The organism is Ruegeria sp. CDSC085 (assembly GCF_059610465.1).
Window position 1 is genome coordinate 127,405 of the sequence record NZ_JBXWNR010000003.1, and the last position, 15,345, is coordinate 142,749.

General features: G+C 57.1%; 19 protein-coding genes. 8 read left to right on the top strand and 11 right to left on the bottom strand.

Going from position 1 to position 15,345, the window contains the following annotated elements:
• Positions 1-45 precede the first annotated feature (45 nt).
• Complete coding sequence (locus tag AC2FJB_RS07015) at positions 46-1,284, bottom strand: aspartate kinase (protein ID WP_117869686.1); 1,239 nt, start codon at positions 1,282-1,284, stop codon at positions 46-48.
• A 165-nt stretch (positions 1,285-1,449) separates the two neighbouring features.
• On the opposite strand from AC2FJB_RS07015, the gene AC2FJB_RS07020 reads away from it, so the two are divergent.
• On the top strand, positions 1,450-1,806 hold the full coding sequence (locus AC2FJB_RS07020; protein WP_496717712.1) for a hypothetical protein: 357 nt from the start codon (positions 1,450-1,452) through the stop codon (positions 1,804-1,806).
• On the opposite strand, the gene AC2FJB_RS07025 is transcribed toward AC2FJB_RS07020, so the two are convergent.
• From AC2FJB_RS07025 to AC2FJB_RS07045, 5 genes are all read right to left on the bottom strand, one after another.
• On the bottom strand, positions 1,800-2,438 hold the full coding sequence (locus tag AC2FJB_RS07025) for an SDR family oxidoreductase (protein WP_496717713.1): 639 nt from the start codon (positions 2,436-2,438) through the stop codon (positions 1,800-1,802). The two genes, AC2FJB_RS07020 and AC2FJB_RS07025, sit on opposite strands and share 7 nt — an antisense overlap.
• 2 nt (positions 2,439-2,440) lie before the next feature.
• Positions 2,441-2,896: a DUF1178 family protein gene (locus AC2FJB_RS07030; RefSeq protein WP_496717714.1), complete on the bottom strand. Its 456-nt coding sequence runs from the start codon at positions 2,894-2,896 to the stop codon at positions 2,441-2,443.
• A 72-nt stretch (positions 2,897-2,968) separates the two neighbouring features.
• On the bottom strand, positions 2,969-3,430 hold the full coding sequence (locus AC2FJB_RS07035) for an NUDIX hydrolase (protein ID WP_117869689.1): 462 nt from the start codon (positions 3,428-3,430) through the stop codon (positions 2,969-2,971).
• A 133-nt stretch (positions 3,431-3,563) separates the two neighbouring features.
• Positions 3,564-4,307 carry an EcsC family protein gene (locus tag AC2FJB_RS07040; protein WP_496673880.1) on the bottom strand — a complete coding sequence of 248 codons (744 nt, stop codon included), beginning with the start codon at positions 4,305-4,307 and terminating at the stop codon, positions 3,564-3,566.
• Between the two features lie 52 nt (positions 4,308-4,359).
• Positions 4,360-4,854: a GNAT family N-acetyltransferase gene (locus AC2FJB_RS07045; RefSeq protein WP_496717715.1), complete on the bottom strand. Its 495-nt coding sequence runs from the start codon at positions 4,852-4,854 to the stop codon at positions 4,360-4,362.
• Between the two features lie 71 nt (positions 4,855-4,925).
• Here AC2FJB_RS07045 and AC2FJB_RS07050 point away from each other — a divergent pair, with 71 nt between their 5' ends.
• Positions 4,926-5,531: a flavin reductase family protein gene (locus AC2FJB_RS07050; protein ID WP_117869692.1), complete on the top strand. Its 606-nt coding sequence runs from the start codon at positions 4,926-4,928 to the stop codon at positions 5,529-5,531.
• Entirely contained in the window at positions 5,531-6,169 is a 639-nt protein-coding gene (locus AC2FJB_RS07055; protein WP_496717716.1) for a CatB-related O-acetyltransferase, read from the top strand. Before AC2FJB_RS07050 ends, AC2FJB_RS07055 begins: the two co-directional genes overlap by 1 nt.
• A 31-nt stretch (positions 6,170-6,200) precedes the next feature.
• Here AC2FJB_RS07055 and AC2FJB_RS07060 read toward each other — a convergent pair whose 3' ends face one another.
• Positions 6,201-7,835 (bottom strand): SulP family inorganic anion transporter, encoded by a 1,635-nt coding sequence (locus AC2FJB_RS07060; protein ID WP_117869694.1) that lies wholly within the window; start codon positions 7,833-7,835, stop codon positions 6,201-6,203.
• A gap of 91 nt (positions 7,836-7,926) precedes the next feature.
• Between AC2FJB_RS07060 and AC2FJB_RS07065 the strand changes: the two genes are divergently transcribed.
• A complete protein-coding gene (locus tag AC2FJB_RS07065) occupies positions 7,927-8,562 on the top strand; it encodes a hypothetical protein (RefSeq protein ID WP_496717717.1) in 636 nt (211 codons plus the stop codon).
• A 66-nt stretch (positions 8,563-8,628) separates the two neighbouring features.
• On the top strand, positions 8,629-9,501 hold the full coding sequence (locus AC2FJB_RS07070; RefSeq protein ID WP_496717719.1) for an S-methyl-5'-thioadenosine phosphorylase: 873 nt from the start codon (positions 8,629-8,631) through the stop codon (positions 9,499-9,501).
• Positions 9,502-9,538: 37 nt separating this feature from the next.
• Here the strand turns inward: AC2FJB_RS07070 and AC2FJB_RS07075 are convergent, their stop codons facing one another.
• A complete protein-coding gene (locus tag AC2FJB_RS07075) occupies positions 9,539-10,204 on the bottom strand; it encodes a hypothetical protein (protein WP_117869696.1) in 666 nt (221 codons plus the stop codon).
• 355 nt (positions 10,205-10,559) lie between these two features.
• Here AC2FJB_RS07075 and AC2FJB_RS07080 point away from each other — a divergent pair, with 355 nt between their 5' ends.
• Entirely contained in the window at positions 10,560-11,189 is a 630-nt protein-coding gene (locus AC2FJB_RS07080; protein ID WP_496717721.1) for a LysE family translocator, read from the top strand.
• A 7-nt stretch (positions 11,190-11,196) separates the two neighbouring features.
• Here the strand turns inward: AC2FJB_RS07080 and AC2FJB_RS07085 are convergent, their stop codons facing one another.
• Positions 11,197-11,370 carry a hypothetical protein gene (locus AC2FJB_RS07085; RefSeq protein ID WP_496684031.1) on the bottom strand — a complete coding sequence of 58 codons (174 nt, stop codon included), beginning with the start codon at positions 11,368-11,370 and terminating at the stop codon, positions 11,197-11,199.
• Between the two features lie 440 nt (positions 11,371-11,810).
• Between AC2FJB_RS07085 and AC2FJB_RS07090 the strand changes: the two genes are divergently transcribed.
• Positions 11,811-12,350 (top strand): adenine phosphoribosyltransferase, encoded by a 540-nt coding sequence (locus tag AC2FJB_RS07090; RefSeq protein ID WP_152457268.1) that lies wholly within the window; start codon positions 11,811-11,813, stop codon positions 12,348-12,350.
• Between the two features lie 170 nt (positions 12,351-12,520).
• Complete coding sequence (locus AC2FJB_RS07095; RefSeq protein ID WP_496717722.1) at positions 12,521-13,003, top strand: fasciclin domain-containing protein; 483 nt, start codon at positions 12,521-12,523, stop codon at positions 13,001-13,003.
• Positions 13,004-13,039: 36 nt separating this feature from the next.
• Here the strand turns inward: AC2FJB_RS07095 and AC2FJB_RS07100 are convergent, their stop codons facing one another.
• A complete protein-coding gene (locus AC2FJB_RS07100; RefSeq protein ID WP_496717723.1) occupies positions 13,040-14,455 on the bottom strand; it encodes an FAD-binding oxidoreductase in 1,416 nt (471 codons plus the stop codon).
• A gap of 38 nt (positions 14,456-14,493) precedes the next feature.
• A complete protein-coding gene (locus AC2FJB_RS07105) occupies positions 14,494-15,312 on the bottom strand; it encodes an MBL fold metallo-hydrolase (protein ID WP_496717828.1) in 819 nt (272 codons plus the stop codon).
• Positions 15,313-15,345: the final 33 nt, after the last annotated feature.

Sequence of the window (15,345 nt, forward strand, 5' to 3'; positions counted from 1 at the left end):
GCCCAACCGATTTAATGTGTCAGGCGAAACCTTTGGCCGATCAGCTCAGGCCGCCTTGTCCAGTTCAAAGGCATCATGCAGCGCCTGAACGGCAAGTTCCATGTATTTCCGATCCACAAGTACGGAAATTTTGATCTCGGAGGTTGTAATGACCTTGATGTTGATCCCCTCATCCGAGAGCACCTTGAACATCTTGGCCGCAACACCCGATTGCGAGCGCATCCCGATTCCCACAACCGAGACTTTGCAGACATCGGTGTCTGCCACCAGCTCTGCATAGTTCAACTCGCCCTTTTCCTTGATCGCCAGCAGCGCTTTTTCGGCACGGGCCACCTGATCGGTGGGGCACGAGAACGTCATGTCCGTGCGGCCCTCGTCCGAAATGTTCTGAACGATCATATCGACATTCACGCCCTCTTCGCTGAGGGCCGAGAAGATGGTCGTGGCGATGCCCGGCCGGTCGGCCACGGAAACAACAGTCATCTTGGCTTCGTCGCGGGAATAGGCCACACCGGCCACAACATTGGATTCCATGATATCCTCCTCGTCGCAGACCAGCGTGCCGGCCTCATCGGATTGTTCTTCAAAGCTTGACAGAACGCGCAGTTTCACCTTGTACCGCATCGCCAGTTCAACCGAGCGGGTCTGCAGCACCTTGGCACCAAGCGACGCCAGTTCAAGCATTTCCTCAAATGAGATGCGGTCCAGCTTGCGTGCTTTTTCACAGATGCGCGGGTCGGTGGTATAGACGCCATCAACGTCTGTGTAGATGTCACAGCGCTCAGCACCGAAGGCTGCCGCAAAGGCAACGGCTGTGGTGTCCGACCCACCCCTGCCCAGCGTGGTAATCCGGCCTTCCGGGCTGATGCCCTGGAACCCGGCAACCACGGCCACGCGCATACCTTCGCCGAATTTCTGGTTCAGGTTCTCGGTCGGGATTTCCTCGATCCGCGCCTGACTGTGCGCACTGGTGGTCAGCAGCGGCACCTGCCAGCCCTGCCAGCTGCGCGCAGGGATGTCCATTTCCTGCAAGGTCAGGGCCATCAGGCCGGCGGTCACGTTCTCACCCGAGGACACGACGGCATCGTATTCGCGCGCATCGAACAGAGGTGATGTCTCGTTCACCCAGCCCACAAGCTCGTTGGTTTTGCCCGACATGGCCGAGACGATGACGATCACGTCATAGCCCTTGGCAACTTCAACGCCGATACGCTTGGCAGCGCGGCGGATACGGTCCAGATTGGCGACTGATGTGCCGCCGAATTTCATTACGAGTACGGGCATGGGGGCAAAAGTCTCCGCGCCTTGGATTATAAGTTCCGTGCCTCATAAGCGAGGGGCACCGCAAGGGCAAGGGCGCAAAGGGGTCACCCCTGCGGCGCAGGGCCGCTTTACATTGCACCGGCACGGTGTCAGCCTATGAAGAACAACCAATTCAAGAGGTTCTTCATGTTTCGCCTAACCCTTGCCTTTGCCTTACTTTCATCGCCTGCACTGGCCCAGGTCGCGAGTGTCGCCGGGACGGACGGCAAGAACGCGCTGGGTAAAATTCCCTGCGCCGCAAATGCCGGTGATCCCATGCAAAGTTGCAACGCCGAGCTGCGCCGCCATGACGACGGCAGTATAACCGTTGCGGTGGCCCTGGGTGGCGGACATGTGCGTAATATCTACTTCAAGGATGGTGTGCCGGACTCCAGCAACTCGACCTCGAAAATCTCACATGAAACGCGCGGCGATTTGATGGTGGTCTACATTGAACCCGGTGAGGTCTTTGAAATCCCCAAAGCCGCTTTGACCTCTCAATAAGCGTGCGGTTGCCCGTCATAGGTTTCAAAACACCCCGTGGTGCCTAGCGACAAGGCATCAAATCGTTCAATCAGGCCGGATACGGCCTGATCCACATCGATATCAGCCGCAGCACCGCCCATATCTGTCTGAACCCAGCCCGGGTGATAGATACCAACGGCAACCCCGTCATCTTTGAGATCCATTGCCAGATTCCGCCCAAGGTTCAGAACCGCCGCTTTGGACGCGCGGTATATATAACTGCCACCCGGCGCGAGGGTGTGCGACGCCATTTTCGACGAAAGGATCGCGACCTTGCCCCCCGCCGCGCGCAGGTTGGGCAACAGGGCCTGTATCGTCAGAAAGACACCCGTGACATTTACCGCAAAGCTTTGCGCCCACATGTCAGCCGGATAATCATTGATCGAGTGCCCTTTGTCCAAATACACTCCGGCGTTGCAGATCAGCAGGTCGATAGGCTGACCTTTCAACTGTTCCGCCATGGCCGATTGTTGCACGGGATCGGACACATCAAGACGAACCTGCATGCCGCCGTCGCGCGCCGTTCCGGTGACTTTCTCCCCCCGACTGACGTAACGCTGTGCCAGCGCTTGCCCGATGCCGCGATTGGCGCCGGTAATCACGATGTGCATGATCAATTAGTCTTTCTGCTGGGGACAAACGGCAGCGGGGCCACCGACACGCCATCTTCGATCAGCGATTTCGCCTCATCCAGCTTGGCTTCTCCGTAGATGGCGCGGTCCGGAGCTTCGCCAAGGTGGATCTTGCGCGCCTCTCTGGCGAAGTCTTTCCCCACATAATCCGAGTTCTCTTCGACATGGCGGCGCATCTCGGCCAAAACCTTCTCGATCTCAGGCGATGGGGTGGCCACGTCGATCTTTTCTTCTGTGGCAGGCCGGATTTCGTTTTTTTTCAGAGCTTTCCGCGCTGGGCGGACGCGAGGCGTCATGATCGCCTTCTCGACCTGCGTGCACCCGCAAACCGCGCAGGTGACCATATCCACAGAGGCCAGCTTGTCATAGGCTTCGGCGGATTGGAACCAACTGTCGAAAGTGTGGCCTTCGCTGCATTTCAACGCGTATTGAATCATGTTCAGTCCAAAAAATCGATTGGCGAATAGATACCGATCAAGGTGACAATATCAAGCCTACCAGATGCTACTTTAATGTGTGTACGGCTTAAAGTCGCGCAACAATTCAGCAAGTTCACGGGAATCAACCTTTTGCGCCGCTTTTTTCGGCGAAAACCATTTGCGCTTGCGCTCACTCTTTTCCGGGTAGTCTGGCGACAAAACCCGCACATGCACTGAAAAAACATCCACAAGACACAAGGTTGGAGACCGGTTCGAATGGTGCTTTAGATGCAGGAACTGCCCCAATCGCGTTCCGTTGCACCCGCCAGACACGCCCGCCTCTTCCCACGCCTCTTGCAAGGCGGTTTCCTGTGGGCTCAGGCCGGAGATAAGCCACCCTTTGGGAACGATCCATCGCCGTGACTTGCGTGTCGTGACCAACAGGACCTTGGGACGACCGCGCTTGATCCGGAAACACAAAGCCGAAGATTGCCGCAAAACAGGCTGCTTTGCAGCTTTGGGAAAGTCATGAAGCAGCAATCGTGCTTTCATTGAGCGACGCACCCTTTTGGTCAAACGTCAGCCAACCGAAAAATCTTACGCGTACCTATCTAGCGGCCGACATCTGCAAACATACCACATGATGTGTCGTTCGCCAAGGCAGTCAGGTCGACCAAGGGATCGCCTACATTCTGGCAGAGAGCCGCCGCGCCAGAGCGTCATGGGGAATATCAGCGTCGATTGCCAGCCGGCGTAAACCGAAATGCACGCGCGCGATCTGTTGGTAATAGCGCGTGTAGACGTAGTTCGTACCACCACCGGCCAATGCGCCCAGTACAGGAACGGACTGGGCTGCCAGTTTTTGCCCCAGCACAATCGAAAAGCGCGGCGCAACGGCGGCAATAAGACGTTGCATGGCCGGCCCGGTCAGGGTCAGCCGAACCGAGAAAAAACCCAGATCTGCCCCATCATCATGCGACAATGGCCCTGCCGCCGACAATACGCGAACACAATCGAACTTTACGTTTTCAGCAGAAGGATCGAACCCCTCGCGTGCCGCAGCCCCCTGAATGGCGCGCAGAAGCATCGCGGTTGTTGCAGGCAGTTCCATCAGGGCCGTGGAAACACCGCCCAGCCCCCCGGCCGCACCCATGGCCGTGGTGACGGCGGTATTCACCCAAGGCTGCTGATCGGGAACAGCGCGCCGTGACCCCTGAGCCGCATGCATCGCCAGCCACAACGCCTGCTCGGTTGCGCCGGTCAGGCCATTTCGCACAGGTTCCGGCAACTGTTCCAGCAATGACTCGGCCGAGCCGCCCAGTTTGTTCAACAACTTGACACCAACGCCTCCGGCAGATCGGTAGTGATCCGCCAAACGATCCAGTTCGGCCTCGGTATCCACGTTTTCGACAAGAACTACGTTCTGCATTCACGCCCTCCTGTCTATAAACATCGGCGTTACGCAGCATGGTTTCAATAGGTCAAAGGCTCCAACGTGTTACTGCCCCCTCTATGCCGGACCAGGAACCGGGCAACAATTCCAGCCCCAAAACCCGGTCAGGATTTGTGGGCGGAGGCATCTCGACCCCTTGTAATCGGGTGAACCCGAACCGACTGTAATAGGGCTCATCCCCTACCAGCATGACCCGTTGCCACCCGCGGGTCCGCCCCGCTTCGACCCCTTCATGTATCAGGAATCCGCCCAGACCCTCACCTTGGTGGGTGGGATGCACGGCAACCGGCCCCAACAGCAGAGCGTCGTGATCGCCGACATGAACCGGCCAGAACCGGATCGCACCGGCCAGAATCCCCTGACCGTCACGCGCGACCAGAGACAGGTCCGCAACCGGGGGCACGTCATCGCGCAACCGGTACGACGACAGGGCCTCACGACCCGGTGCAAAACACAGGTCATAAAGGGCTTCGACCTCCCACCAGTCGTCCGGCTCTTCCGGCCTGATCCCGAATTGCTGCACCCTGCCCTCTTTTACTTGCTGGAAATCGCCCTAGCACTTCGCTACGCCTTGGGCAAACGCTTGGAGTTCAGATGTTCTATCGCCCCGAAGACGGCCACGGCCTTCCGCACAACCCGTTCAATGCCATTATCACGCCGCGCCCGATTGGCTGGATCTCGACCCGGGATGCGGATGGGATCAACAATCTGGCACCCTATTCCTTCTTCAACGGCGTTGCCTATACGCCCCCGCAGGTCATGTTTGCCTCGACCGGCACCAAACAGGATCAGAGCGTGGGCAAGGACAGCATCGCCAATATCGAGGCCACGGGTGTGTTTTGCGTGAATGTCGTGGCCCATGCGCACCGGGACGCGATGAATGCAAGTTCCGCCGGATTGCCGAAAGAAGTTGATGAGTTTTTACATGCCGGGCTTTCACCCATCGAATGCGAGACCATCCCCTGCGCACGGATTGAAGGGGTACCAGCCGCCCTGGAATGCAAGCTGACCCAAATCGTCACCCTACCCGGTGAAGCCAACCGGGTGGTGTTTGGGGAAGTGACAGGTGTACACCTGCACGACGATCATATTCGGGATGGCATGTTCGACGTGACCTCGTTCCAACCTTTGGCGCGGCTTGGGTATCGCGATTACTCTGTCGTTTCCGAGTTGTTCAGCCTTTCTAGACCGGATGACTGATGCCCCTGCCTGACGCTTCGCGCCGATATCCTGTCACTCTGCCTGACGGCACGGAACACAAAGGAACGGCCTTTCTGTCACGAGTGATCGACCACCCCAGAATTCAGGTGGGAGATTACACTTACGCATCAGATTTTGACAAACCCGAGGATTGGGCCAATCGGCTGGCCCCTTATCTGTTCGAGTTTTCGCGCGAAAAGCTGATTTTGGGGAAGTTTTGCCAAATTGCCCACGGCGTCCGCTTTGTGACAACCTCGGCAAATCATGCGATGGATGGGATAACCTGCTTTCCCTTTCCAGTTTTCGATCCGGAACAGATGTTGGAATTCCAGCCGGACTTCCGGGACACCGTGATAGGCAATGATGTCTGGATCGGCTATGGCGCGTTGATCCTGCCCGGAGCCAATATCGGTGACGGAGCGATAATCGGCGCGGGTTCAGTCGTGCGTGGAACCATCCCGCCTTATGCGATCGTCTCTGGCAATCCTGCCGAGGCACGGCGATACCGGTTTGACGCCGACACAATCGAGCGGCTGCTTTCTTTGAAGTGGTGGGACTGGCCAGTCGAACTGATCGCCGAAGCCGAAAGCGCTCTGCTGACGGGAGATATCGATAAGCTGGAGCGCTTGGACCCTTGAAAAAGGCGGCCTGATTGGCCGCCTTTCGAAGTCAGTGCCCGCCCAGTATACCGGTGCGGACAGAGTAATCTACCGCCAACTCGTAGTCCGGGTCATCATCACTGTCGACCATAAGGTGTCCGGCTTTGTTCAGCAGTTTGTGACAATCGCGGCTCAGGTGGCGAAGCATGACTCGTTTGCCTGCTGCCTCGTATTTTCCTGCGATATTCTCGATGGCTTGCAGGGCGGACTGATCCACCACGCGGCTTTCGGCAAAATCGATGATAACGGTTTCAGGATCGTTCTGTACTTCGAACAGTTCGATAAAGCCCTCAGAGGACCCAAAGAACAGTGGTCCCTGAATTTCATACACTTTCGCGCCTTGTTCGGTCTCGGATTCACGGGTGACCGCATGAATGCGCTTGGCATTGTTCCATGCATAGGCCAGGGCCGAGACAATGACGCCAACCACGACAGCAACGGCCAAGTCCTCCATCACCGTTACGACGGTGACCAGAACGATGACGAAGGCATCGGTCATTGGCACTTTGCGCAGGATCTTGAATGAGTTCCACGCAAAGGTGCCGATCACCACCATGAACATCACACCGACCAGCGCGGCCAGCGGAATTTGCTCGATCAGGGGTGATGCGAAAAGGATGAAGGTCAGCAGGAATAGCGCTGCCGCGATACCGGCTATACGTGTACGCCCGCCGGATTTCACGTTGATCATCGACTGGCCAATCATCGCGCAACCGCCCATGCCGCCGAAAAACCCGGTCACGATATTCGACGCGCCCTGCGCGATACATTCCTGAGATGCCCCACCGCGCTTGCCTGTGATCTCACCCACAAGGTTCAGAGTCAGCAGGGATTCGATCAGGCCAATGGCGGCCAGAATGACCGCATAAGGCAGAATGATCTCAAAGGTTTCCCAGTTCAAAGGAACCATTGGAACATGGAACGCAGGCAGACCGCCTTCGATCGATGCCAGATCGCCGACGCGCGGCACATCAAGGCCAAACCCGATCACGATTGCCGCGACAACCAGAATACCGGCCAGAGGCGCTGGGATGATGCGCGTGATACGCGGCATGATCCAGATCACTGCCATGGTCAGCCCGACAAGACCCAGCATGGTGTAAAGCTGTATCCCGGACAACCATTCGCCGCCGCTCAATCCATGACCGGTGTTTTCCATGGTTCCGGGCACTTTGAACTGTCCCATCTGGGCCAGAAAGATCACGATGGCCAGACCGTTCACAAAGCCCAGCATGACCGGATGCGGCACCAATCGAATGAAACGCCCCCAGTGCATGGCCCCGGCAATGACCTGAAGGATTCCCATAAGAACAACGGTCGCGAACAGGTATTCGACCCCATGTTCGGCCACCAGTGCCACCATGACAACCGCAAGCGCGCCGGTCGCGCCCGAGATCATGCCCGGTCGCCCACCGATCAGTGCCGTAATCAGCCCCACCAAAAACGCGGCGTAGAGTCCGACCAACGGGTGCACGCCCGCCACAAAGGCAAAGGCCACCGCCTCGGGCACCAGTGCAAGGGCAACCGTCAGACCGGACAGCAGCTCAATCCGCAGGCGTGAGAAGGTCAGTCCCTCATCTGGCACCCAGCGCAGATCGGGAATAGCGAGGCGATTGGCAAAGCTTGCCAGCAAGGCTCGGGGCATCAGACAGTCCTATGGGGTTATATGTTCGCGCGAAGGCGTTGTTGTAGCTGGCGCGCTGGCATTGAGCTACTGCACTACGCGGGATGCAGCCATGCGTATAATGCATATCTTGGGCTCGCGGCAAGTTGATTTGCGGGACCACGAAGAAGCCACCACATGTCAGATCATGCGTTGGATCATCCTCTTTCTCTTCTCAGCCCTTCCCGCCCTCGCGCAGGATTTGAATGGCCATGACACGGCAGGAAACTGGCGGGTGACGCATCACGAGATTTTCGGCATCTGGAATTCGATCTGTGACGAGCGCGAAGAAAACGGTGCGTTGCGGCAGCGGTGCTACATCCGACGGGCAGAAGTGTTTTCCCTTCGGCCAAAATTCGCGGCACAGTTCGTTTTCGTTACGCCGGAACCGGAAGGTTTCAAAGTTGAATTCGGGATAGAGCCGGGTACTTTGTTCACCCCATCCGGATTTCGCATCGACCAAGGCGAAGAAACCATATGGCGCACCCGGCGCCCCGGATGCTTGACCGGGCTTGGCTGTACCTTCGAAGATCAACGCGCCAAGGACGTGCTGGACGCCATGCTGACCGGAGATGCGTTCCGCTTCGTGTTCCGAGACCGACACGGGCAGTCACAGGATCTGACCTGGTCTCTGGGCGCGTTTGGCATAGCCTGGGCCGATTTCACCGGGCAATCACGACAGCGCAACCTGTTGGCGGTACAGGAATAGGCCTCTTGTCAAATCCGGGCTGAACCCGCACAAATTCAACATCAGGTATTCAGGCGGAGCAGGACAGTGACCCAAACCAGGATAGCCGTCATCGGCGGATCAGGCATCTATGACATCGATGGGCTGGAGAACCCGGAGTGGGTAGAGGTTGAGACCCCATGGGGAACGCCGTCAGACCAGATCCTGACCGGATCGCTGGACGGTATCGAAATGGCCTTTCTGCCGCGTCATGGGCGCGGCCATGTGCATTCGCCGACAGATGTACCCTATCGCGCCAATATCGACGCGCTGAAACGATTGGGCGTGACGGACGTGATCTCGGTTTCGGCCTGCGGATCGTTCCGCGAAAATATGGCACCGGGTGACTTCGTGATTGTCGATCAGTTCATCGATCGCACTTTTGCGCGGGAAAAGAGCTTCTTCGGAACTGGGTGCGTTGCCCATGTCAGCGTTGCCCATCCCACCTGCCCACGCCTGTCGGACGCATGCGAGACAGCGGGTAAGGCCGCCGGCATCACAATCCACCGGGGCGGCACCTATCTGGCGATGGAGGGCCCTCAGTTTTCCAGCCTTGCAGAATCCAGAATGTATCGCGAGCAATGGGGCTGTGACGTGATCGGCATGACCAACATGCCCGAGGCGAAACTCGCCCGAGAGGCCGAGCTGTGTTACGCGTCGATCGCGATGGTCACCGACTATGACAGCTGGCACCCGGACCATGGCGAGGTGGACGTGTCCACGATCATCGCCACCCTGACCGGCAATGCCGAAAAAGGCCGCGCACTGGTCAAGGGATTGCCCGCCCTACTGGGTTCCGAGCGCGCACCCTGCCCGCATGGCTGCGATCGGGCGCTGGAGTATGCGATCCTTACGGCCCCCGATAGTCGCGATGCGGCGCTGCTGGCCAAGCTGGACGCTGTGGCCGGGCGAATTCTATAAGACCGACTTGAGATAATCGGTCAGGGTCTCAATGACCTCAATGAATGCGAACGATGCCCCAATCGCCCTTTGAACGAGCTAGCCAGCCGACTTTCAGCACGGATTGAAGCGAGACAGGTTTTGGACATGCATCTTCGCAACCATCAAATACTACCGAAGTCTGAGACATTTGAACCATAACCTGTTTTTCGTCCGAAACCGGATCAAAGAAGATGGTTTCTACAAGAAAAACAGAGTAGTTGGGGTTCGCAGCGGTTTCCTCAACAAGAGACCTGCAGGTGCTTCTGAATGACATACCCTCGTGGGCACTCCAGAACCTTTTTTGGAATTCCCACTTGGCGCTCTCATCCGAGAACTTCATGGATTTTACGATTTTGTCACCGACGTAGTCGGTTACGGCATCCATGGCACCGTTCCAGCCGATTGCCACAAGGCTAAGGCTGGTGAAGGAAACATCTTCCGGGCCAGATTCGTTTCCCCCAACAAACAAATTACAGATCTTTGTGGGTCTAAATTTTCCGGTCGAATGATCCAAGGCATAAGCCGCACCAAGCACAGGCGCATGTAGTGAACCCTTCGGAACAACAAGTTTCTGGTATTGTAAATCCAGTTCATTCGCATTCAAAACAAGCGTTTTACCAGCGCCCATGATTGCCAGTGCGCCAGCAACAATGACAGCGTTGCGTAAACTGATAACAGACATCCCAAGCTCTCCGAACTAGTTTTGAGGTTTAGGGCAGCATAGCGACCCGCCGCAGTTGAAATACCCGTCCGGGCAGGCAGCGGTGGCAGTCGGCATCAGCAATACGCTCAACAAAAAAATTGAAACGACAAGTTTCATGACGAACCTCCTTATTAAATGACAATAAAAAAACGGCGTAATTATAGCACAAATTGAATATTTTGTCCCGAAACCCCCATAACACGAATAAGCGATTGACTAAATTTGTGATTCACGGGAAATGGGAGCTGGCTTACAGAACAATCTCCCGGCTCAAGCAGCTTGATCCCCGGGACTGATTCTCTCGTTCTCGGGCGATCTGATCAGGAATTTGACGATGCAACTCGATCTCTGGCTGGCCTTTGTTGCCGCATCCACCGCCCTGCTGCTTATTCCGGGGCCTACCGTGCTGTTGGTACTGAGTTACGCCTTATCCAAAGGGCGCAGTGTCGCCGTTGCCTCGGCCACGGGGGTTGCAGTGGGCGATCTTGTGGCCATGACCGCATCCTTGTTGGGACTGGGCGCACTTGTTCTGGCTTCGGCCACGCTGTTTTCTGTTCTCAAATGGGTGGGCGCGGCCTATCTGGTCTGGCTTGGGGTCAAACTGTTGCGCAGCGCACCAGCCGGTGGATTGAGCACGGTCGACACCGGGCGGGATGTCACCGCACGCAGCGTGTTCGGCCACGCAGCGGCCGTCACTGCCCTGAACCCGAAATCCATCGCCTTCTTCATTGCCTTTGTGCCGCAGTTCATACGCCCTGCTGAACCGCTTGGACCTCAGTTCGTCATCCTGATTGCCACATTCGTCGGGCTGGCCTGGTTGAACGCGTTGGCCTACGCCCTTTTGGCAGACAGGTTGCGGCGGCTGATCGGGCGCGCCAGCGTCATTACGGCAATGACACGGTTTGGCGGTTTGACCTTGATCGGGATGGGTATGGCCACGGCGGTCCTGCGCCGGCCGGCCTGACACCGCATCAGTCTTCGGCGTGTTCTTTCATGAATCCACGAATAAATCTGCGGATTTCGCGCGCGGCCGACGTGTCCAGTTCTTTGCAAAGCTCGACAAACGAGTCACGTTCGTCCCTGTCGAGGCGTAAGACCAACTGACTGTTTTTCTTGGTCGATCCTTTGCCATCCTTCCCGGCCACGCGCATTTTCCTAACGAAGCTTTGCTGCTATAGGCGATACTTTGTGTATACATAGCATAGTTGTTGTCGTTATCAGGCACATAACAATAATGATTGGAAATTGGCAATGAAGCTTCATGCCGTACAGGCAGTTTTTTCGCCGGAGCAAGGCAATTGAATCAAACCGCACCCGGAGCCAAGGCCCATCGGATTGCAACCCAAACAGATTGATCACTGTCCCCCCGGCAATCCGGGCGCTGGGGATATTTGGTCGAGCCGGCAGCAACAATATAAATGGGTCAGGCACCTATCGTGGTGACGGCCCAGGTTACGCCGATTTTTTGGCCTGCTCAAAGCTGCAACCTCACATTGACGCCAATCCTGCCAAGGAATTGTTCCTTGCATGGTCAATCCTCTTGGGCCAAACACAAAATTGCTGTTTGACGCTAAAAGGTTGGTCCATGTCCAGAAACAAATCTGTCAAAGATTATATCCGAACCATCGTCGATTTCCCTCACGAAGGGATCATGTTTCGCGATGTGACAACCCTGTTTGCCGACCCCCGCGGGTTTCGGATGGCGATTGACCAGATGCTGCACCCCTATGCAGGTGAGCGGATCGACAAAGTGGTTGGGCTTGAAGCACGCGGCTTTATTCTGGGCGGTGCGATCGCACATCAGTTGAGCGTCGGTTTTGTCCCGATCCGCAAGAAGGGCAAACTGCCCGGCACAACAATCAGCCAGGATTACAAGTTGGAATACGGAGAGGCGATCGTCGAGATCCATGACGATGCCATCCAACCCGGTGAAAAAATTCTGGTGGTCGACGATCTGCTGGCCACGGGCGGAACCGCAGCGGCAGGTATCAAGCTGATCGAACGGCTTGGGGGCGAAATCGTCTCGTGCGCCTTCATCATAGACCTGCCCGAGCTTGGCGGCAGTAAAGTGCTGGAGGAGATGGGCATGGACGTGCATGTCCTGTGCGAATTCGAAGGACTCTGACCAGGAGTTTTTCACAAAAACGTGACTGGAAACTGAAAACCGGGCAGGCTTAGCGCGGTTTTTGCGCCGATCAAGGCGCAAAACGGATCAATACAAGTGATCTTGTGGTCAGGTTGCCCCGTACCTTGGGTGATGCTGCTTGAAGCATTTCAATCTAGGGAGTTTAGCTCATGTTCCGCAAATTCGCCGCCGCCGGTGTCGCCTCGATCCTGTTTAGCACTGCTGCATTCGCCGATGGTCACGGCAAGGACATTGTTGACACAGCCGTCGCCGCTGGCAGCTTTGAAACACTCGTCGCGGCAGTTCAGGCCGCCGAACTGGTGGACACACTTAAAAGCGAAGGCCCGTTCACCGTGTTTGCCCCCACCGATGACGCATTCGCGGCTTTGCCCGAAGGCACCGTCGAAAACTTGCTGAAGCCCGAAAACAAGGATCAGCTGGTAGCCATTCTGACCTACCATGTCGTGCCGGGCAAAGTGATGTCAGGTGATCTGAGCGATGACATGACGGCTGCAACCGTACAAGGCGGCGATATCACAATCGATTTGGATTCGGGTGTGATGGTGAATGACGCCAACGTGGTTCAGGCCGACATCGAAACCAAGAACGGAGTGATCCATGTGATCGACAAGGTGATCCTGCCTGCCTCGTAAGAAACAACCGGACACGGTCCGACGCTCGGGCCGTGTTCACCCTTTCAGGACCGCGCCAGGGTTCATGATGCCCTGCGGATCCAATGCCGTTTTGATGGCCCGCATCGCGCCCAGCTTGGCCGGATCGCCATAGCGTTCCAGATCGCCGGTCTTGAGGCGCCCCACCCCATGTTCAGCACTGACCGATCCGTCAAAGGCGTCAACCAGATCATGTACGGCCCGCTTGATCGCGTCTCTTTGGCCCTCAAAATCCGATCGGCTCTGCCCTTTGGGCGGGAACACATTGTAATGCAGATTGCCGTCACCAAGATGGCCAAAGCAATTGATCCGGAAAGGCCCTAGACCCGCAATCAATTCTCTGCCTTCGCAAATGAAGTCGGGAATTCTGGAAATCGGGATGGAAATATCATGGCTCGACACCGACCCGATCAGACGATTGGCTTCGGGGATGCGTTCGCGCACCGCCCACAAATCGGCCCGCTGCGCTTCACTTTGGGCGATTACTCCGTCCTGAGCCTGACCGAGTTCTTCAGCGCGAACGAAGAGTTCCTCCAGCGCGTCAAATGGTGACTGCCTGTCAGCCAGACCCAGCTCAATCAATACGCTCCACTCTGGCGGCGAGCGGAACGGTTGACGGACATCCGGCAGAACCTCGGCCAGAAAATCAAGCCCTTGCCGGTGGATCAACTCAAACGTGCTGACCGCCTCACCCACCTTGTCCCGGGCCAAAGCCAGCAGGTCGATCGCCGCTTCGGGAGAAGCCACCTGAAACACCGCTGTCCCAACGGCGGCCGGGCGGGGGAACAGCTTGAGCGATGCGGCAGTAATGATCCCCAGCGTCCCCTCGGCCCCGATCAGCAGATTGCGCAGGTCATAGCCGGTATTGTCCTTTCTCAGCCGGCTGAGGCCGTGCCAGATCTCGCCACTGGGCAACACCGCCTCAAGCCCCAGGCACAGGTCGCGCGCGTTGCCATACCGCAAAACGTTGACGCCCCCTGCATTGGTCGACAGGTTGCCCCCGATCCGGCAGGATCCCTGTGCCGCCAACGACAGAGGAAACAACCGGTTTACCGCCTCGGCTGCGGCCTGAACGTCTTGAAGAATGGCTCCGGCTTCGGCAACCAGAATGTTCTCGGTCGGGAAGACAGACCGGATGGCGGTCATCCGTTCCAACGAGATCAGCAATGGTGCCGGACCCTCTGACATCACTTGCCCGCCAACCAGACCGGTGCCGCCGCCATAAGGAACGATCGGGACCCGCGCTTGCGCAGCCAACTCTACCAGCACCGCCACCTCTTCGGTGTTGCGGGGCAAGGCCAGCAGACCGATCTGTCCGGCAAACCGCCCGCGCGGTTCTTCCAGGTACCGTTCTTCCACGGGGCGCATCACCCTGTCGCCCAGTTTCGAACGGATCAATGCAGCAAAACGGTCATCAGCGGGGTTCAAATTCATACGCCTTCAATGCCCAAGCGATGCGGTTGCCGCAAGCCTTATTCAAGATCAATCAGATAGCGCGGCTCAAGCACCACAACCGTGGGGCGGTCCGGAAGGTCCCGCAGCGAGACGGTAATTTCCGACACCCCGTCGCGCTCAACCGGAAATGTATCCCTGATATCCACCAGGAAGCGATCCAGCGAGAACTGCGAGAACCAGTGCATCGGAATGATGACTGAACTTTTCAGCCGTTTCAGAATCGCAATCATCTCGGGCAGAGGCATGGTGGTCCCGCCATCAACAGCAGCCATGACCACATCCAACCGGCCCAGCGCAGCGAACTGTTCATCCGACGGCACGTGATGCAAATGCCCCAGATGACCTATGCACAACCCCTCAACCTCGAACACAAAAATCGAATTGCCGCGTTCTTCGACTCCACCATAAACAGACCGGATGTCGGTCGAGACATTGCGTACCAGCATCTCGTCCAGATCCAGATGATGCTCGATACCTTTCCCGAACTCTCCCCACCCCGGAAGAACATGCGGAATGGCCGGATCGGGATGTGCCGTCCAATGCGTGCCGTGGGCATGGTTCATCGTCACTACGTCTGGGATCAAATCTGCGCTGCCGATAAACCCGGTAAAGTCAGTCACCGCATTCAGCCCGCCGCGGGTCTGGATCATGAAAGAGGCATGCGCGATATAGCTGATCCGCACCGAGAACACTGGCACAGGATCCTGCCACGCTGCCTTGTGCAGATACTCAAGTCCGGGTGCCGCATCAGCAATGGCAATACAGTGGCTTGGCCGACGCTCCTGCGCAACGGCCCCGCCCGAAAACACCATAAATGCCGCAATCAACCAGCGCATATTCCGAAGTGTAGCGCAGAACGCCCACAAGTC